The following is a 20,090-nucleotide window of genomic DNA, read 5'->3' on the forward strand; positions in this document are numbered from 1 at the left end:
TCTTGCAGAGAATTCACCGTATTATGAAACAGGTGTAAAACTTTCTTATACCAGTAAATCCGAAAAATTTAATGCTTCATTTTTAGTTTTAAATGGTTGGCAAAGAATTAAAAAACCAGATTATATTCAAAATCCATCATTTGGTTTGCAATTTAATTACAAGCCAAACTCTAAATTGACATTGAATTATAGTAATTTTATCGGAACAGATAAAGCAGACAGTATTCATTCGTGGCGATTATTTCATAATCTTTATACTATTTACGAACCATCGAAAAAGTTTGGGATTATTGCTGGTTTTGATATTGGAACAGACAAGTACAATGCAACCGATTACGATGTTTGGTATTCTCCAGTTTGCATTTTACGATACAAACCAAAAGAAAAATATAGTATTGCAGTTCGTGGAGAATATTATAATGACAAAAAGCAAATTTTAATTGGTACAAATACACCAAACGGATTTCAAACATTCGGGTTATCCTCAAATTTTGATTTACAAATTAAGGATAATTTAGTTTGGAGAATTGAAGGCAAAGAATATTTTTCTAAAGATCAAGTATTTAACGATAGTAAAAATAATTTTGCGTTAACAACTTCATTGGCAGTAAAGTTTTAGCAATAAAAACTAATATTTAGTCTAGTAGGAAGTTGGATTGTAATTTCATATTTTTGTTTATATAAACCTATTTATATTGATTTCAGAGTTAAATTATTAAAAAGCATAAATGAAAGTAGAAGAAAAAGGACATACAATAATTATAAAAGACACTCAAGGAGATTTGACTTCATTTTTATTGAAGTTAGATCATGATTATACCACATTTAGTAAACACAATTTGATTATTGATTTATCTTCTTATAAAAGTTTGATTACTAAAGATGTTTTATTATTTACAGATTTATGCAAAAAGCACAAAAAAAGGAAAAAGTCTTTTGTAATGGTTGCTTCAGAATTTGATTTTAATTCGAATACAAAAAATATTGTAGTGGTTCCTTCAATATTGGAAGCTCACGATATTATTGAAATGGAAGAAATTGAACGAGATTTAGGGTTCTAATTATTTTTCATTTATCCTATTAAGAATATAAAAAAAGGAACTCATTTTGAGTTCCTTTTTTGTTGTATTTAGTCTTCATCGTCCTCGTCAGAATCTTCATCAATAGGTTCGTCTTTATCATCGTCGTCATCGTCATCAGAATCTCCATCATCATTAGTTTCCAGTTTTTCTGAATCGTCATCATCATCTGAATCATCATCAATTTCAAGTTCTTTTAGAGCTTCAATTGAGTTATCTTCAACATCTTCAACATCATCTGCTAACTCATCATCTTCGTCGTAGTTTATAATTCGGTCAGATAGTTTGGTACTTATTTTTACAAGAAAAATAGTGTCAACTGTACGTACTTCGACTGCTTCAATAGTTTCGTTTTTAGCATTTTTAAAACGAACAATATCGGAATCATCATATCCGTCAGGGAATTTCTCTACTAATAAGTTTAGTATTTCTCCTGTAAGTTTTGAATAATCAACAATAACTCTTTTCATAAATATATATTATAAATCTAAAATGTAAGCAAATATAAGAGGAACTACGATTGTAGCATCAGATTCTACGATAAATTTTGGAGTATCTATATCTAATTTTCCCCAAGTAATTTTTTCGTTAGGCACAGCACCAGAATATGAACCATAACTAGTAGTAGAATCGGACACTTGACAAAAATAACTCCAAAACGGAATATCATGCATTTCCATATCTTGATACAACATTGGCACTACGCAAATTGGAAAATCTCCTGCAATACCACCACCAACTTGGAAAAAACCAATTCCTTTTCCTTCGCAGTTTTCAGGATACCATTTTGCTAACCACATCATATATTCGATACCACTTTTCATAGTAGTAGCTGTAAATTCTCCTTTGATACAGTAAGAAGAGAAAATATTTCCCATCGTACTGTCTTCCCATCCTGGTACTACAATTGGCAGATTTTTTTCTGCTGCAGCAACCATCCAAGAATCTTTAGGATCTATTTCGTAATATTGCTCAAGAACTCCAGAATTTATCATTTGGTACATAAATTCATGCGGAAAATATCTCTCGCCAGCTTGTTCTGCTTTGTTCCAAATATGAAATAAATGAGCTTGTAAACGACGGAATGCTTCTTCTTCTGGAATACAAGTATCTGTAACTCTATTGAAGTGATTGTCTAGTAAATCTCTTTCTTCTGTTGGCGTTAAATCTCTGTAATTAGGAATTCTTTTGTATGAATTATGAGCTACAAGATTCATAATATCTTCTTCAAGATTGGCTCCTGTACAAGAAATAATATGCACTTTGTCCTGACGAATCATTTCTGCCAATGATTTGCCTAATTCGGCAGTACTCATTGCGCCTGCAAGTGTAATCATCATTTTACCATTGTCTAGTAAATGTTCTTCGTAGCCTTTTGCAGCATCGACTAAAGCGGCAGCATTAAAGTGCAAGTAGTGTTTCTCGATAAACTGACTTATTGGTCCTTTCATTTTTTTTGTTTATTCGGTTATTTGTTTATTCGGTTATTTGTTTAATCGAACGTTACTTTATTATATTTTTTTTAGCCCTGATAGTTGTGAAAATCCTTTTTTCTGGTTCCTTTAGCCAGGAAAAAGATTACTTCACTTAACGTTTATTTCAATGGAGTTCAGTGAACTTCGTTTGAACGGATTGCTTCGCCAGTTCTCAATTTCAGGCTCGGGTGCACGAAATAGCTCCTAATTTTATTTATTGTAACCTAATATTTTTAGGACGTCTTCGGCTTTTTGTTGCTCAGAAAATATTTCTGTTGCAATGATTCCGTTTTCATCTCTGTCTATCAAAATATGTTTGGGTTGAGGAATCAAGCAGTGATGTAATCCTCCGTAACCACCTATTGTTTCTTGATATGCTCCAGTATTAAAGAAACCAATATACAACGGTTTTTCTTTATTGTATTTTGGCAAATATATAGCATTCATATTTTGCTCTGAGTTGTAATAATCGTCACTGTCGCAAGTCATTCCTCCAAGTAAAACTCTTTCGTACTGGTCGTTCCAACGGTTTATTGCTAGCATGATAAAACGCTTGTTTATTGCCCAAGTATCTGGTAAAGTGGTTATGAAAGACGAATCAATCATATTCCATTTTTCTCTATCATTTTGTTGTTTTTGATACAAAATTTGATAAATAGCTCCGCCGCTTTCTCCTACTGTAAATGAACCGAATTCAGTAAAAATATTTGGCACATCAACTTCTGCTTCTTCGCAGGCAATTTTTATTTGATTGATGATTTCGTCAATCATATATTGGTAATCGTATTCGAATGCTAATGAATTTTTAATAGGAAATCCACCGCCAATATTTAATCCGTCTAATGTTGGACATTCCTTTTTTAGTGCAATATATACTTTGATACATTTTACTAATTCATTCCAATAATAAGCGTTGTCATTTATTCCTGTATTGATAAAAAAGTGCAACATTTTAAGTTCCAATTTCTTATTGTCTTGAATTTGTTTTTTGTAAAACTGTACAATATTCTTGTAACCAATCCCTAATCTTGACGTATAAAACTCAAATTTAGGCTCTTCTTCGGCTGCAATTCGTATTCCGATTTTAAATTTCCCTTTTATTTCAGCCTGAAGTAAATCTAATTCTTCATAATTATCGATAATTGGAATGGTATTTTTATGTCCGTTATTGATAATTCTAGCAATATTTTCTATGTATTGGTCACGTTTGAAACCGTTACAAATTACATAAGTGCTTTTGTTTATTTTACCAGAAGCCATCAGGTTTTCAACAATATTTATGTCGAAAGCTGATGAGGTTTCTATATGAATATTGTTTTTAAAAGCTTCATTCATAATGTATTCAAAATGAGAACTTTTTGTACAATAACAATAGTAATATTTACCTTCGTAATTGTTTTTTTCCATCGCACTTCTAAACCAGCTTTTTGCTCTTTTTATGTTGCTGGAAATTTGCGGTAAATAAGTAAATTTTAATGGTGTTCCGTATTGCTCAACTAGTTTCATTAAATCTATTTTATGAAACTCGAGATTGTCTTTTGCAAGTGTAAATTCTTCTTGTGGGAAGTAGTATGTTTGATTTATTAAGTCAGAATATTTTGTATTCATTTATTTATCAGATATTTAAAGGATTAAAAGTATAAAAAAATAAGATACTTTTTAATCAAACTCGAATATTTGCAAAAACTATTTCCAATTCGTTTTGTCTAAATGAATTTATCGAAAATAAAGCCAACAAACTTTCCCGTTTTCTTAAAACAGAATTAACAAAACCATTTTTAGGTTTTCGAGATTGATTATTGTTGGTGTCTTTACAGCCGTTGTTCATGGCACAAATTTAAAAAAATATTAATGTGATAATATATATTTTATTAAAATTTCATTAATTTTTATAATCTAAAAAAGCATCGATAATTGTTTCGTTATCAGCAGCTTGATTTATTTTTATTTTTCCAATACTATCTAAAAGTGCAAATTGTACTTTTCCATACTCATTTTTCTTGTCGTGAATGAGCAATTCGATGATATTTTCCTGTTCATTTTTATCAATAATAATCTTATCAAAATGAGTATTTAAAGTTGATTTTATTTCAGTATACTCAATTTCTGAAATTAATTTTTGCTGTAGCGAAATATAACTTTCTAATATCATTCCTGCAGCAATTGCTTCTCCGTGAAGTAAATTTGGTTTGTCAGGATTTTCTAAAAAATAAGTTTCGATGGCGTGACCTAAAGTATGACCAAAATTCAATGCTTTTCTAATGCCGTTTTCGGTAGGATCTTGGGTCACAATATCACTTTTTATGGTTATCGACTCAAAAATTAAATCATCAAAATCATCAAAATTTATTTCTTTTAGATTTTTAAATTTTTCCCAATGCGATTTTTTAGCAATTAATCCGTGTTTTAGCATTTCGGCAAGACCAGAACGCATTTGATTTTGGGGAAGTGATTCTAAAAAACTAGAATCTATTATAACCATTTCTGGATTGGTTATGGTTCCAATTTGGTTTTTTAACCCGCCTAAATCTACTCCGTTTTTTCCACCAACTGAAGCATCAACCATCGATAATAAAGTCGTAGGAATATTTACAAAAGCAATACCACGTTTAAAAGTTGATGCTATAAATCCTCCCATATCTGTAATTACTCCACCACCAAGATTGATGATTAGACTTTTCCTATCGGCTCCTAATTCGATGAGAACATTCCATATTTGAATACAAGTTTCGATGGTTTTATTTTCTTCTCCCGATTCTAGTTCTATTATTTCTATTTCGGATTTAGTTTCAATTAATGGTAATAATTGTGGAAGACAATATTCGTTCGAATTCTCATCTACTAAAATAAAAATTTTAGAGTAATTACTCTCCTTGATATTACGATTTAAAAAATCATAACCATCTTGACTAAAATGTATTGAATATCCGTTTGAAACTATTGAAACCATGGTGGCTTGTATTATTTAATATGTTGTGCAAAATAAAGTAAAATTTGCATAAAAAAATACGCTACTATATTATATTTGCATAACATTATTATTTATATGGATAAAATTTTCAATAATACCCAAAATGCTTTTTCTTTAAAAAGTGATACCGAGCTAGATAGAGCTTACTTTTTGTTTAAAATGATTGCCGTTCAGCCATTAGTTAGAATTGGAACTGCAGTTACAAATTTTGCATTAAATGCTAATTTACCAGTCGAAGGATTAATTCGAGCAACAGTTTTCGATCATTTTTGTGGTGGTATTTCTGAAGACGATTGTATACCAGTTGTAGATAAGATGTTTACAAAAGGAGTTTCTTCAGTTTTAGATTATTCAGTAGAAGGAAAAGAAGATGAAGCGCATTTTGATGATGCAATGAATATGACTCTAAAAATCATCGATTTTGCTAAAGAAAAAAAAGCCATTCCGTTTGCGGTTTTTAAGCCAACAGGTTTCGGACGATTTGAATTGTATGAAAAATTAGGAGAAGGACAAACACTAACTGAAGCAGAACAAGCAGAATGGAATAGGGTGGAAGAACGATTTGAAAAAGTATGTAAAAAAGCCTTTGAAAACGATATTTCATTGCTTACAGATGGTGAAGAAAGTTGGATGCAAGATGCTGCCGATGAACTTGTTTCCAGAATGATGCAAAAGTATAACAAACAAAAACCTATTGTTTACAACACGTTGCAAATGTATCGTTGGGACAGATTAGATTATCTTAAAAAATTACATGAACAAGCAAAAACGGAAGGATTTTATATAGGAATGAAACTCGTTCGCGGTGCTTATATGGAAAAAGAAAACAAACGTGCCGAAGAAAAAGGTTATAAATCACCTATTTGTGAATCGAAACAAGCAACCGATGATAATTTTGATGCGGCGGTTTCTTATATGATTAATAATATTGATAAAATGGCCATTTTTGCAGGAACTCACAACGAATTGAGTTCTTACACTTTGATGGAAAAAATGCAAGAAAAAAGCATTTCTAAAAATGATTCTAGGCTTTGGTATGGGCAATTGTACGGAATGAGCGATAACATAAGTTATAATTTAGCTAACGAAGGTTATAATGTTGCAAAATATTTGCCTTTTGGTCCCGTAAAAGACGTTATGCCTTACTTAATTCGTCGTGCCGAAGAAAATACTTCAGTAGCTGGACAAACCAGTCGTGAATTATTATTAATTAAAACGGAGCGCAATCGCAGAAAGGGGAAAAACTAATGAATCTTACCATATTAGGTTGTTATGCAGCCACGCCAAGAACATTTACAAACCCAACTTCGCAAGTATTAGAAATAAGAAATAGATTGTTTCTAATAGATTGTGGTGAGGGAACTCAGGTGCAATTGCGTAAAAATAAGATTAAATTTTCTGCTATAAACCATATTTTTATTTCCCATTTGCATGGCGACCATTTTTATGGATTAATAGGATTAATTTCCACTTTCAATTTGTTGAATAGAAATAATGATTTAACCGTTTATGGACCAAAAGGAATTCAGGAAGTTATAAAATTACAATTGAAATTATCTAATTCTTGGCCACAATATGAATTGCATTTTGTAGAACTTACAAGTACGGAATCGGAAATTATTTTTGAAGATGAAAAAGTAATTGTAAAAACAATTCCACTAAAACACAGGGTTTATACCAATGGATTTTTGTTTCAAGAAAAGATAAAAGAACGCAAACTAAATGTAAATGCGGTTCAGAATTACGAAATAGAAACCTGTTATTTTCAGAATATAAAAAACGGAAAAGATATTACATTAGAAGATGGTAGAATTATTTCTAATTCCGAATTAACATTTGATCCTGAAAAACCCAAAAGTTACGCGTTTTGTTCGGACACAATTTACAATGAATCTATACTTCCAATAATTAGGAATGTAGATGTTTTGTATCACGAAACTACTTTTCTAGAATCGGAAGCAGAATTAGCTAAAAAAACAATGCATTCAACTGCTAAAGAAGCGGCTAGAATTGCATTACAAGCCAATTGTAAACAGCTTATTTTAGGTCATTATTCGACCAGATACGAATCGATAAAACTGTTTAAAGAAGAAGCACAAACAATTTTTGAGAATACTCTTTTGGGAGATGACGGTAAAGTTTTTGAATTATAATTGAAAGGTTAATTGTTTAATCGGTTATTCGTTTAATCGATTAAACGAATCCACAAATACTCGATTAATCGAATAAACACAAAAAATGGAAGATTTAAGCAATTACAGAAAATCATACGAAAAAAGTGAATTATTGGAAACGAATATTCCAGAAGATCCCATGACACTTTTTAAGAAATGGTTTCATGAAGTAGAAGATTTTGGTGGAATAGAAGAAGTTAATGCTATGACTGTCTCTACCATTGGTTTAGATGGTTTTCCGAAAGCTAGAGTAGTGCTTTTGAAGCAATTTACCTACGAAGGTTTTATTTTTTATACCAATTATGATTCCGAAAAAGGTAAGGCAATAGCAAACAATCCTAATGTATGCTTGTCTTTTTTTTGGCATTCATTAGAACGTCAAATTATTATAAAAGGAAAAGTTAGAAAAATTGCCGAGAATCTTTCTGATGGTTATTTCGAATCCAGACCAGACGGAAGTAAATTGGGTGCTATCGTGTCTAACCAAAGTGAAGTGATACCGTCAAGAATAGTTCTGGAAGAAAAATTAAAACAATTAGAAGCTGATTGTAAAGGGAAAGAAATCCTTAGACCTAAATATTGGGGAGGTTATATTGTTGAACCACAGGAAATTGAATTCTGGCAAGGTCGTCCTAATCGTTTACATGACAGAATTCGTTATAAATTAAATACTGATTTTTCATGGAAGATAGAAAGGTTATCGCCTTAAATTGTAAGATTAAAACTATAAATTAACAAATTATATACATTTTATCGATTATATTTGGCACTTTATCGAATTCATTCTACTATTGTATTGTCGAAACTTAGTAATGAGTTTTAACTTTATTAGAAAAAGTACGAATCATTTCGTAAAAAGATAGTTTGTTTTTAGTTTGTTTGATTGTTAATAAAAAATGCTTTAGTTCCCCAACTAAAGCATTTTTTTGTTTTTATCAATTAATACCAACGTTTCTTATTCTTTTTAGAAGCATCAGATTTTCTAGATTTTTCTTTCTCACCACTTCGGTTAGAACTATGAACTTTTGTAGCTTCTTCTGAACCTTTTTTCCAAGGAAATGGATGATTTTCTATTGTAGTAACTTTGGCTTTTGTAAGTTTTATAATGTCTTTCCAATACCCTTCTTCATCTTTTCCACAAAAAGAAATAGCCATTCCTTCGCGACCAGCACGACCAGTTCTTCCTATTCGGTGTACATAAGTTTCGGGAATATTAGGTAAATCGAAATTAATCACATAAGGTAAAAATTCAATATCAATACCACGAGCAGCAATATCAGTAGCAACAAGAATATCGCATTCTTTGTTTTTAAAATTGTCTAAAGCTCTTTGACGTGCATTTTGAGATTTATCTCCATGAATGGCTTCAGCATTTAAACCTTGTTTTTTTAAAGCTTTAGCAATATTATCGGCACCATGTTTTGTTCTCGAAAAAACAAGAATATTACTAAGTTTTTCCTCTTTAATAATATGATACAATAATTGTCTTTTGTCAGCCTTGTCTACATAATACAAACGTTGGTCTACCGTTTCTATAGTTGATGAAACAGGAGCTACTTGTACGGTTGCAGGATCTGTAAGGAACATTTCTGCAAGTTCACGAATAGCAATTGGCATAGTAGCCGAGAAAAGTAAAGTCTGACGGTTTTTAGGCGTTAGTTTTACAATTTTTTTTACATCGTTTATAAATCCCATATCTAGCATTTGGTCAGCTTCGTCAAGGACTAAGTGATGCATATGGTCTAAATTAATAAACCCTTGTTTGTGTAAATCTAACAATCTTCCTGGTGTTGCAATTAGAATATCGACACCGCTTTTTAGCTGATCTACTTGAGGGTTTTGTGATACACCACCAAAAATAGTTAACTGTTTTAAATTGGTATATTTTCCGTAAGTATCGAAACTTTCGCCTATTTGTACAGCCAATTCACGAGTAGGTGTAACAACAAGCGTACGAATTAGTTTTTCTTTTTTTGATGAACCTACAATTCTGTGTAAATTATGAATGATAGGAATAGCAAAGGCTGCTGTTTTTCCTGTTCCAGTTTGTGCGCAACCTATTAAGTCTTGTCCTGCTAATATAATTGGGATAGATTGTTCTTGAATTGGAGTTGCGGTAAGGTAACCTTCTTCAAAAACGGCTCTTTGTATACTTTTTGATAATGATAAATCTTCGAATAACATATTTTAATTTTGTGCAAAGATAGGGTATTTGTTATTTGGTTATTATTTTATTTGGTTATTCGATTAACCGACTCAACAAATAACCGAATAACCAATTAAACCTGAGAATTCCCTTTTATAAAATCGGTAACTAAATAACCTATTAATTTTCCTATTAAGTGACTATTTTTTTCTTCACTAAGAGAAGGAGCTCCTTCGCAAATATGGATATAACTTGCATTTTGGTTTTGGCTAAAGTAATATATAAATTGACGTAATTCTTCTACAGAAAAACCACTCAAAGTCATAGCACTAGTAGCAATATTTGGTATAGCATCTAAATCGATTTCGATACCAAAAGAATCATTTTTTATAAATTCTAATGACTCAATCATTTGTTGTTCATAATTTTTGTTGCGCTTAATCTTTATTTCGTCATACGTATTGTATCTAACTCGATCTTCTATTTTTTTTATTGAATCTAAAACACTTTTGGAAGTATAACTTTCATGCAATCCAAAAATGAAATACTTTTTTAGAAAACCTTCTTCAAATGCATAAGAAAATCCATTGCCACTATGCCTTCCTTCTAGAATTCTAAAATCAGAATGTGCATCAAAATTAATTGCATTTATTGATTTTCCCTTGGCTAAAGCAGTTCCTTTTATGTTTCCGTAGGCATTGTTGTGTCCGCCTCCAATAATAATTGGTATTTTTCCTGCTTTAACAATTGAGAAAATAATATGTGAAACTTCTTTATCTAATTGTTCTACAATTTTAAACAGTTGTTTTCTTTCTTCGGGATTATTCTCGTCTAGATTTTTAGCTAAATTCATTTCTTGAGAAACATCAACTTGTCCTAAAATAATTATTGAGCTTCCTTTACAAAATCTATTGTGCTGAATGTTTGCAATACTACGAATTGCACTTTCCCAAGCTGTATTTGCACCTGGGCGACCAAGATTTGCACGTATTCCTACGTCTTCTGGAATCCCTAAAATAACATATTTTGCTTCACAATGCGTGATGAAATCTATTACTTTTTCATCTTTAGGAACAGTAATCATTTTTTCACCAAACTTCACTTCTCCATTTCTGAAATTTGTGATTTTTGCCAAATCAGACTGTTTAAAACGAATTAGATTTTCCATTTTTTAAATTTTATTACCAAAAATACTATTTTTTTGAAACTTGCGTTAAAAGTTACAGAATAATAATATAAATTGCACCTATTAATTAATTAACTTCAAAAAACTAAATTTATAAAATGGAGAGTATAACAAATAAAAAGAATAATAACTCAGGTCTAAAAGCTGCTATAATATTATTAATGCTATTGTTGTTAGGTAGTTTGTGGTATATCTATAAAATAACAAATGATTCTAAGACTGTTGAAACTATTTTAATTAGTGAAAAAGATGCAGTTCTTAAGGATTTAGCGATTCAAAAAGATTCGCTAGAAATTGCCATAGCATCAAATACTACATTATCTAGTGAATTAATAACAGAAAGAGATAGAATTCAATTGTTAATGGCTGATGTTGAAAAATCTAAAGGAGATGTGGCTTCGATGTCAAAATTTAAAGTTGAAGCAAATAAACTAAGAAATAGCGTTGCAGTTTTAATGAAGCAAGTTGACGGTCTTAAAAAAGAGAATCAGAAATTAATGGTAGAGCGTGATAGTACAGCTGCTGTACTTGGTCAATCAAGAATCTTAAACGATACTTTAGTTTCTCAAAATGATAATTTAGCAAAAACTGTTGAAAAGGCTTCAAAACTTTCGGTGCTAAATTTGCAATCTTCAGCTGTTAGACAAAAAAGCTCTGGAAAGCAAATTACTACAGATAAGGCTAGTAAAGCTGATGTGTTGAAAATTAGTTTTATGATTGCAGAGAATCAAGTTGCTAAATCTGGTGATAAAACATATTATGTTCAGGTAATTGATAGCAAAAGCAATGTTCTTGGGGATAAAAAGACAGAGGTTTTTGGAGAAAAATCCTTAACATATAGTTTTATTTCTACTGTAAAATATGAAAATAAAACAGTTAAAGTTGATAAAGATTTACCTGTTCAGGATATTCAAAGTGGTTCTTACTTTGTAAATATTTTTGATAAGAACGAATTGGTTTCAAAGACAAGTTTTACATTGAAATAATTAAAATTTAATAATTTTATATGCTTCACTATTTATTTAGTGAAGCTTTTTTTTTGTTACATCTAACTAAATTTAGGGATATTGCTTTTCATTAGTTATAGTTATATTTAATGCATTAATTATGTTAAAATATTATATAATTTTTAAATTAAACGGTTTATAATTGCATTTTATCGATTTTATCGCATGTTATTTTAATAATTGTTATATCTTTGATATTCAATCAATCTAAAAACAAAATTATTATGAAAACGACAAATAGGGGTATATCTACTCAAAAAATGGTTTCTGTTGTATTGACAATAGCTTTACTTAGCTGTTTAGGTTTTTCATATAAAATTTATGGAGATTCTTTGATAACAAAAAATATACTGCAGCATGAGAAAATTGCAATAATGAATGATTTAAGAAAATCTAAAGACTCATTAGAACTTGCTATTTCTGAAAATTCAAATTTAAAAACAGATCTAATTGTTGAAAGACAAAAAGTTACAAACTTGATGAACGAAATTAGTACAGCAACTGTAGATGTAGGCTCTATGATGAAATACAAAAATGAAGTAAGTAAGTTAAAAAGTCTAGTTGCTTCATTATCAAGAGATAAAGTTCAATTGAAAATGAGTTATGATTTGGTGAAAATTCAAAGAGATAGTACAATTCTTGTTCTTACAAATGCTAATAATTATAAAGAAAAATTAGCAGAAATGAATGAAAATTTGAATAAAACTATAAAAAAAGGAGCAAAAATATCTGTAATTAATTTAAAAACAACTCCGTTAAAACAAGCTAGAAATGGTGGATTAGTTATTACTGATAAAGCTAGTAGTGTAAATGTTTTACAAATTTCATTTATGGTTGTTGGAAATAAAATGACCAAATCCTGTGACAAAAAATATTATGTTCAAATTATTGATAGTAAAAATAATATTGTTGGAGAAAAAAAATCAATCAGTTTTGATGAAAAAATTTTAGATTATAGTTTTGAATCTCCAGTTAAATTTAATAATGAAACTATGGAAATTGTTGCTGAGCTAAACATGGAAAATGTAGCTAAAGGAACTTATTTTGTAAATGTGTTTGATAAAAACGAATTAGCATCAAAAGGAACATTTGCTCTAAGATAATGTTTATATAGATTATTAGATAAAAATTGATAAATTAAAAGACTGCCCGAAAAAATAATTTCAGACAGTCTCTTAAAAAATAACTAACATAAAAAATAATCTGCAACTAGTTAAAAATCCTTTGACTTATCTTTAGGATTGTTTCTAAAGTAAGTCATAGTATTTCCAATCATTTATTCTACTTGCAATTCGGCAAGAGTTTGTGTTGTCATTCCTATTCCTATTTGTACCCATGAAAAAAAAGGAAATAGGATGAGTATTATAAAATATTTTTTCATAATTATCTTATTAAGGATTAATTACAACATCAGAAAATCTTCCATCTACCTGATTAATTCCCAAAGTACTAGTTCCTGAAGTCAAATCAAAAGTTCCAGATAATAGATTTCCAGTATTTGACGTAATAGTTATTGTGCCAGTTCCAGCAACCCAAGGGCTTGATGTTGTAGGTCTTGTGTATGTAAATTCATTACCTCCACCAATTGTGTAAGTACCAACTGCTAAAGAAGTTAATTTGATTTTAATAACTTCACTTGCTCCATTCCTTCCAAAAATTTCTTTAGAACTAGCGCTTGCAATAGGATTTGTAACAGACGACATACTTGGAGCACCACCTTCTGCATATAAAAACTCAGGTAATCCCGGAGGTGGCGGAGGACTTGCAACAACATCATTGTCGTTATTGCATGATATTAGACTTAATGATATTAGAAATAAAGCTAGTACTGATTTTAAAATTGTTGTTTTCATAGTTTTGTTTTTTAAAAGTTGTTGGATAAATTGAAGATTATTTAATGATATTAAATTCGACTCTTCTGTTTTGTTTTTTTCCTCCTTCAGAATTATTATCAGAAATTGGTTCTGATTCCCCTTTTCCTGAAGTAGTCATTCTTATCTTTTTGATATCAAAATTTGTAGCAAAATAGCTTGCCACACTTTGAGCTCTTTGTTCAGATAATTTTAGGTTTTCGGTATCATTTCCATTAGAATCAGTGTGACCAGTAATACTAATTTTAACATTTTGGTTTTCTGAAAGCACTTTTCCTAATTCGGCTAATACCTCTTTACTAGATGATTTTATTGTAGCCTTATTGGTATCAAATAGAATTTCGTTAGTAGAAAAACTGCCCGTTTCTATAAGTTTATGATGTGTATCTGAACCAGCTTCGGCAAGTTTAATATTGGAAATAAAAAACTTGTCTGTTGTTTTTTTATATGTTCCAATAAAAAAGATAATTTGGTTATAATTTGCATCGGTAAATGCGGTTGGCAAATCCCAATATTTTTTCCCATCAACATACATTCTGAACCTATTTTTTTGACGCCAAACCTGAACTCTTACAGTATTATTATTTTTATTAAAATCAGGAACTACAACTACATTTTTCATAATTTCCTTCTTTTCAGAAATTACCGAAACGTTGCTGTTACCAACTGTTCCTGCTAATGAATTTGCTGGATGCACACCAAAAATCATAGCTTTTTTTCGTTTAAAAACAGTATTCCAAACATTATCTGCTTTTGTTACTTTTTCGGTAAAAACGATATTTAATGCTGTTGAATAAAAATTGAAATTATCAGTTGTTGTTACATCAAATTCAAAAGTGAAATTTTCTGGTAATTTTGAAATATTTAATGGAGAGAAACTTCCTTTGTCAGAAATTTGAAGCCATTTTGTTTTATTTTCTTCCATCGTAACCAGTTCGCCACTGCTGTTTGTAAACCAATTTATTGGAAAATCACCAACAGCATCGTTACTAAAGTTTTCTTCAAAAATCACTTTCGTTCCTGAAACAAAATCAGAATTTTTCTTGGAAACTTTAGTTTTAGAACTTGATTCATTAGTTGATGGAGTGTTCGTTTTTGAAGAACTTTTTTTGTTATTCAACACTTCATCCATCGCCTCATTAGTTTCTTTAGTCGCTTTTTGTTCTACTTTTCTTTCGATGGCTCTTTCAGTTGCTCTTTCTATTTTTTTTGCCAATCTATTATGAAATTGAGCGTTTGCATTTTGAAAAAAGAAGAAAGTTAAAAAGAAAAAAGCTGTTTTTAAACTAGTTTTCATACTATTGAATTTTAATTATAACGGATTTTTAAATGATTATCAGGTTATCTTTTTTTAGTCTTGCATAGGATTACCTATTGTCATCATTGTAATTGCAAAAATTGTGAATGTGTGTTTTAGTGTTTTCATTTTAAATCCTTTTTAGAATTTTAGTATTATCAGTCGTTCCGTCACCTAATTGACTATTACCATTATTTCCACAACCCCACAAAGAGTTATCCGTTTTTGTTGCTAGTGAATGTTGTAAAGTAGTATAAACGGTATTCCAAGTTGTTTCTGTGCCTATTTGATGTGGTGTTAGGGCATCTATAAGTGTACCATCAGCCAGTTGCCCACGATCATTATTTCCCCAAGTCCATAATGTACCATCGGCTTTTATAGCAAGAGTCGTTTTCTTTCCGCTTGATGCTGTTTTCCAAGTAGAAGCCCCAAGTTGAATAGGATCTACTCTAGCCGTAGTGGTGCCATCTCCTAGTTGCCCACTAGTGTTGTTTCCCCAAACCCATAATGTATTATTGGTTTTTATAGCTAATGCTTGGTTATCGCCAGCTGAGATAGACTTCCAGTCTGTTGCGGTTCCTATTTGAGTTGGAGTTGTGGTAATACCTTGTAAGGTTCCCCATTTCCATAAAGTTCCATTGGTTTTTATTCCAAGACTAAAAGTGTTTCCTGCAGCAATTTCTTTCCAGTTGGTTGCTGTTCCTATTTGTGTAAGAGAGGTTCTGTTAGTTGTAGTTCCGTCGCCTAACTCGTACAAACTATTTATACCACATGCCCAAAGTGTTCCATCTGTTTTTATAGCAAGTGTGTGGTATTGTCCTGCTGCAATAGTTCTCCAATTAGTAGCCGTTCCCATTTGAGTTGGAACTATTTTATTGCCAACTATAGCATCTCCCAGCTGCCCAAAATCATTACTACCCCAGCCCCAAATTGTTCCATTGGTTTTTATACCTAAATTAAAAAGACTGCCTGAAGCAATAGTTGTCCAAGTACTAAGTCCTACAGGATTAGGTGATTTTACACCACTAGTTGTTGCCGTTGCATACCCTAATTGTCCTGCTGCATTAGATCCCCATGACCATAAAGTGCCATCGGTTTTTATAGCTAACGAATGATAATAACCTGATGTTACCATAGTATAGGTTTGATTGCTCCCAGGAATAATAACTATTGGTTCTGGAACAGGAATAGGATCATCTTCATTTGAGCAAGAAATTGTGAAAAGAGCTAAGGTTAAAATTGCGAATGTGTTTTTTAGTATTTTCATGATATTATTTTATTTATTTTAAAAATGATAGAGTAACCCAATAGTCAAGCCTATCGAACTATATTCAAAAGTTGTTGTTAATTCTTTTCTTGGAGCATCTGGATTATAAGGTATAGTACTACCATATTGATAGGTGTCTACATATTCAAATTCTTTATCTGAAATAAGAAGTGAAGATAAATTATCTACTCCGTTTTTTGTTGAAACTGTTTTTGTTCCTTTAGTTGGTTTGTATGCTAAACTGTTTAGATTTATTTCAGCAAATAAGGAGAATTTTGTATTTATTTTATATGTTGTACCTAAACTTGCTGCATAGCCAAAAGCTAAGCCTCCGTCTTTTACATATTTATCATTATACACATCACCTGCACCTATATCGCTTCTATCTATGTTTTCTGTTATAGAACCGGAACCAATTATAGCACCTAATTTAGCATACGGATTTATTTTTTCAAAACTAGTAGATAAAACTAATGTTGGTTTTACTTGTAACATTTTTGAGGACACATTTTCATTATAATAATCTCCACCAAAATATTTTTTTTCCCAACTGGTTTTGCTTCCTAACAAGTAAGAAATACCTAATTCTGCTCCAATGTTTTTATGAAATTTGTAGCCAAAAGCTGCTCCAATATTAATTCCTTTTCCTAACGAAACGTTTACTTTTTCTTCGGTAGAAGTAACAGAAGAAATATCTGTATAATTGTTTGCTCCATAATCATTTGACATACCATTAAAATTGTAGCTTCCATTTAGGGAAACATACATTTTTTGTTGTCCAAAAAAAGTACTTGTGCTAAATATTGTTATCATTAAGATTACAATTTTTCGCCATTTTGTTATATGTTTATGTATCATTTTGAATACTGTTTTTATAAGATTAGAAAATTACAATTTATAGCGAATGCCAATGTTTATACCAATACTACTAAAAGGATATTTTGTAGACATCGTTTCACGTGGTTTAGAATCGTCAATTGGACCACCTGATGTATAACTTGTTGTATCTACATACACATATTCTTTTCCTCTAACAGGAATTGTAGGTAATTTATCTATCCCGTTTTCGGTATATGCGGTAAGAGTTCCTTTTTTTGGTGTGTAATTTAATGCGTTTAAAGAGGCTTCGCTAAATATATCAAAGTTTTTATGAATGTTGTAATTTAGACCAAAACTTGCCGTAACACCCATTGCAATGCCTCCATTCATTTCTGTTTTATCGTAATATGTATCAGTTACGTCTAATCCGAAACCTTCCATATAAATTTTGCCTAAACCTATAATAGCTCCAATTTTTACATATGGATTTATTTTTTCAAAATCAGTCGATAAGACTACGGTTGGTTTTATTTGAAACATTTTTGTCGAAAGGGAAGTGTTGTAATTGCTTCCGTCAATATATTTTGATGAACCAGTTGTTTTATCACTTATTAAGTAATTAATCCCAATTTCTGCTCCAATATTTTTATGAAATTGGTAACCAATTGTTCCTCCAAAATTTAGTCCTTTTCCTAAAGATAATTTAACATTTTCATTAGAAGATAGTCCAACTGCTATTTGCGTATTGCTGTCAAAAACTTTATCATTATTAAATCTAAATGTACTAGAGTTGCTCATAAAACTATAGCCTCCGTTTATGTTAAAATACATTTTTTGTGCTGCTGCTTTATTTGCCATAAAACAAATAAAAAGAATTAGGATTATATTTTTTATACTATTCATTAGATATATAATTTAGGTATTAAGATTTTAAAAATTTGAAACTAATAGCACTTTTCTATATTTTTCAGGAAACAATTTATTAATAAACTACTCTGTACGTTGAAATGTAAAACTAAAATCTCCATAATAATGACTTCGATTATTGGAATTTAATGATGTGTTTATGTCAGTTTCTGAAAAGCCCCAAATTTTAATGTTTCCTGCCTGAATTGGATAGACAATATTCTCTCCATCAAGTCTTCTATATTCGTAACTACTTTTAGATATCATTCCTAGTTTGTATCTCTTATATTGTGGCAATTCTATAGGAGGACTTACAGCAACTGTTTTAGTTGTTCCTGCTGTATAGTCACTTGAACTGGTAGAAATTTCTTTGATAGTTAAACCTGTTTCAAGGTCAACAATTGTTATTATTACAGGGTTTAAAGTAGATGTAGCCGGAACTTTAAACGACACACTAGTAATTTTGCCTTTTTGAGATGCAGAAAATTCGAGATATTCTATCAATCTATAATTATCGGCTGAAATATTTCGACGAAATTGTAAGCCAGAAGTAAGTAAATATTCGTTTAAAAAATTTTCTTCTTCGTAAACAACAGGAGTTGGGGTTGTTGTAGGGTTATTATCATCTTTGCTACAAGATGAAATAGTAGTTGTTAAGAAAATTGTAATGGCAACTAGGATTACTTTTGCGATTGTTTTTATATTTGTTTTCATTTTGCTGTTTTTTAGTTAAAAGCCCTACTATTTTTTACCATAAATTAAATAGCAGGTTTTTTTTTTAATCTTTAATACAACGTACAGAATAACCAAAAGTTTTAGTAGCACCATTTGCTGCTGTTGAAGCAAAATCATCATCTAATAAAATGTATTCTCCTTGTGTAGCATTTCTCTCGTTTGAGCCCCAAAAATAAGCTGAATTTCCAATTGAAGAATAGCCTCCTCCTGTACCTTTGAAACCAGCAGGCAAACCATTAAAACCACTACTATTACTAGCTCCAGTATTGGGTGCTGCCCACAATGAAGAAGTCGATTTCATTTTACCGCCAGCTACACTAGAACCACCCAAACATTCGATTAAAGCTGTCCATTCGGCTTTTGTAGCAACATGCCAACCAGTTGGGGCAAGTTTGGTGTTATTTGCAGCAAACCAATTATACAATTTACCGTAAGTAGTATTATTTGTAGATAAGTCGTCATAAAAAGCACAAGCTCCAGTAGTAGCAGCTCCCCAAGCTGTATTACTTAACCCTGTAGTAATAACTGTTCCGTCATTATATCTTGTAGTTCTTAAATTTTCGGTCATCCAAAATTTGTCACATATTTTTGAAACTGGATACACATTGCCATCAATATCTGTTACCGATGTAGGATCTACTGGTACACCGCCTATGAGAACAGGAAAGTTTTCTTTAGTACAAGAAGAAGTTGCCACTAAGGAGAAAATTGTTATTGTTACTAGCAATGTTTTTTGCGATTGTTTTAAAATTTTTCATAATTGTTTTTTTTAATGATATTTGTTTCAGTTTTGTTAATTAAAATTGATATTGTAACCCGATGTTTAAACCAAAACTACTAAAGGAAAAAGGCAATTTTGGTGTTTTTGATGGCTCATTTGGGTTTGACGGTGCACTACTATCTGTATAAGTATCAACAAACTCTATTTCTTTTTCACGAATTGTCATTGTTGGCAATTGGTCAACTCCATTTTTAAAAGATTCCGTAATTCTTGCTTTTTTAGGAGCATATTCAAGACTTACTAAATTAAGTTCACCAAAAACGGATAGTTTATTGTTCAGTTTATAAAGCGTTCCTATACTTGCATGAAAACCAATTGGCATTCCTCCATCAAATTCTATAATTTCTTTAAAAATATCAACTCCATCTTTTCTATT

At 30.7% G+C, this 20,090-nt stretch carries 20 protein-coding genes and 1 pseudogene; 7 read left to right on the forward strand and 14 right to left on the reverse strand.

Features of this window, described 5'->3' with window-relative positions:
- Both ACHZC3_RS12235 and ACHZC3_RS12240 read left to right on the forward strand, forming a co-directional pair.
- The coding region (locus tag ACHZC3_RS12235) for an outer membrane beta-barrel protein (RefSeq protein ID WP_394760149.1) at positions 1–619 on the forward strand (619 nt) is incomplete at its 5' end.
- Positions 620–728: 109 nt separating this feature from the next.
- Positions 729–1,061 (forward strand): ribonuclease Z, encoded by a 333-nt coding sequence (locus ACHZC3_RS12240; RefSeq protein ID WP_394760150.1) that lies wholly within the window; start codon positions 729–731, stop codon positions 1,059–1,061.
- Between the two features lie 68 nt (positions 1,062–1,129).
- Here ACHZC3_RS12240 and ACHZC3_RS12245 read toward each other — a convergent pair whose 3' ends face one another.
- From ACHZC3_RS12245 to aroB, 4 genes are all read right to left on the reverse strand, one after another.
- Positions 1,130–1,549 carry a DNA primase gene (locus ACHZC3_RS12245; protein WP_394760151.1) on the reverse strand — a complete coding sequence of 140 codons (420 nt, stop codon included), beginning with the start codon at positions 1,547–1,549 and terminating at the stop codon, positions 1,130–1,132.
- 9 nt (positions 1,550–1,558) lie between these two features.
- Positions 1,559–2,530 carry a deoxyhypusine synthase family protein gene (locus tag ACHZC3_RS12250; protein ID WP_394760152.1) on the reverse strand — a complete coding sequence of 324 codons (972 nt, stop codon included), beginning with the start codon at positions 2,528–2,530 and terminating at the stop codon, positions 1,559–1,561.
- Positions 2,531–2,764: 234 nt separating this feature from the next.
- On the reverse strand, positions 2,765–4,162 hold the full coding sequence (locus tag ACHZC3_RS12255; protein ID WP_394760154.1) for an arginine decarboxylase: 1,398 nt from the start codon (positions 4,160–4,162) through the stop codon (positions 2,765–2,767).
- Positions 4,163–4,436: 274 nt separating this feature from the next.
- A complete protein-coding gene (gene aroB, locus ACHZC3_RS12260; protein ID WP_394760156.1) occupies positions 4,437–5,504 on the reverse strand; it encodes a 3-dehydroquinate synthase in 1,068 nt (355 codons plus the stop codon).
- A gap of 96 nt (positions 5,505–5,600) precedes the next feature.
- Here aroB and ACHZC3_RS12265 point away from each other — a divergent pair, with 96 nt between their 5' ends.
- The 3 genes from ACHZC3_RS12265 to pdxH all read left to right on the forward strand — a co-directional run bounded on the left by ACHZC3_RS12265 (position 5,601) and on the right by pdxH (position 8,408).
- Positions 5,601–6,773: a proline dehydrogenase family protein gene (locus ACHZC3_RS12265; RefSeq protein WP_394760157.1), complete on the forward strand. Its 1,173-nt coding sequence runs from the start codon at positions 5,601–5,603 to the stop codon at positions 6,771–6,773.
- Complete coding sequence (locus ACHZC3_RS12270; RefSeq protein ID WP_394760158.1) at positions 6,773–7,678, forward strand: ribonuclease Z; 906 nt, start codon at positions 6,773–6,775, stop codon at positions 7,676–7,678. The genes ACHZC3_RS12265 and ACHZC3_RS12270 overlap by 1 nt, the downstream gene beginning before the upstream one ends.
- 85 nt (positions 7,679–7,763) lie before the next feature.
- A complete protein-coding gene (gene pdxH / locus ACHZC3_RS12275) occupies positions 7,764–8,408 on the forward strand; it encodes a pyridoxamine 5'-phosphate oxidase (protein ID WP_394760159.1) in 645 nt (214 codons plus the stop codon).
- 230 nt (positions 8,409–8,638) lie between these two features.
- On the opposite strand, the gene ACHZC3_RS12280 is transcribed toward pdxH, so the two are convergent.
- The gene (locus ACHZC3_RS12280; RefSeq protein ID WP_394760160.1) at positions 8,639–9,883 is read right to left on the reverse strand and encodes a DEAD/DEAH box helicase; all 1,245 of its coding nucleotides are present in this window, start codon (positions 9,881–9,883) and stop codon (positions 8,639–8,641) included.
- A 95-nt stretch (positions 9,884–9,978) separates the two neighbouring features.
- Complete coding sequence (locus ACHZC3_RS12285) at positions 9,979–11,013, reverse strand: formimidoylglutamase (RefSeq protein ID WP_394760161.1); 1,035 nt, start codon at positions 11,011–11,013, stop codon at positions 9,979–9,981.
- Between the two features lie 116 nt (positions 11,014–11,129).
- Between ACHZC3_RS12285 and ACHZC3_RS12290 the strand changes: the two genes are divergently transcribed.
- Entirely contained in the window at positions 11,130–12,017 is an 888-nt protein-coding gene (locus ACHZC3_RS12290; RefSeq protein WP_394760162.1) for a hypothetical protein, read from the forward strand.
- Between the two features lie 245 nt (positions 12,018–12,262).
- Positions 12,263–13,141 (forward strand): hypothetical protein, encoded by an 879-nt coding sequence (locus tag ACHZC3_RS12295; protein ID WP_394760163.1) that lies wholly within the window; start codon positions 12,263–12,265, stop codon positions 13,139–13,141.
- A 288-nt stretch (positions 13,142–13,429) separates the two neighbouring features.
- Here ACHZC3_RS12295 and ACHZC3_RS12300 read toward each other — a convergent pair whose 3' ends face one another.
- The 8 genes and pseudogenes from ACHZC3_RS12300 to ACHZC3_RS12335 form a co-directional block, all read right to left on the reverse strand.
- A complete protein-coding gene (locus ACHZC3_RS12300; protein WP_394760164.1) occupies positions 13,430–13,891 on the reverse strand; it encodes a DUF6252 family protein in 462 nt (153 codons plus the stop codon).
- A 37-nt stretch (positions 13,892–13,928) separates the two neighbouring features.
- On the reverse strand, positions 13,929–15,206 hold the full coding sequence (locus ACHZC3_RS12305; RefSeq protein WP_394760166.1) for an OmpA family protein: 1,278 nt from the start codon (positions 15,204–15,206) through the stop codon (positions 13,929–13,931).
- A gap of 130 nt (positions 15,207–15,336) precedes the next feature.
- Positions 15,337–16,473, reverse strand: a complete 1,137-nt coding sequence (locus ACHZC3_RS12310) for an RCC1 domain-containing protein (RefSeq protein ID WP_394760167.1) — start codon at positions 16,471–16,473, stop codon at positions 15,337–15,339.
- An 18-nt stretch (positions 16,474–16,491) separates the two neighbouring features.
- Positions 16,492–17,286: an outer membrane beta-barrel protein gene (locus tag ACHZC3_RS12315; RefSeq protein WP_394760168.1), complete on the reverse strand. Its 795-nt coding sequence runs from the start codon at positions 17,284–17,286 to the stop codon at positions 16,492–16,494.
- Positions 17,287–17,361: 75 nt separating this feature from the next.
- Positions 17,362–18,195, reverse strand: a complete 834-nt coding sequence (locus ACHZC3_RS12320; RefSeq protein WP_394760169.1) for an outer membrane beta-barrel protein — start codon at positions 18,193–18,195, stop codon at positions 17,362–17,364.
- Positions 18,196–18,282: 87 nt separating this feature from the next.
- A complete protein-coding gene (locus tag ACHZC3_RS12325) occupies positions 18,283–18,912 on the reverse strand; it encodes a hypothetical protein (RefSeq protein WP_394760170.1) in 630 nt (209 codons plus the stop codon).
- Between the two features lie 64 nt (positions 18,913–18,976).
- Positions 18,977–19,660 carry a fibrobacter succinogenes major paralogous domain-containing protein gene (locus ACHZC3_RS12330; RefSeq protein WP_394760171.1) on the reverse strand — a complete coding sequence of 228 codons (684 nt, stop codon included), beginning with the start codon at positions 19,658–19,660 and terminating at the stop codon, positions 18,977–18,979.
- Between the two features lie 70 nt (positions 19,661–19,730).
- A pseudogene (locus ACHZC3_RS12335) lies at positions 19,731–20,090 on the reverse strand (hypothetical protein); the annotation flags it as partial.

The sequence above is a fragment of the Flavobacterium sp. genome (assembly GCF_043720215.1).
In the GTDB taxonomy this organism is placed as follows: domain Bacteria; phylum Bacteroidota; class Bacteroidia; order Flavobacteriales; family Flavobacteriaceae; genus Flavobacterium.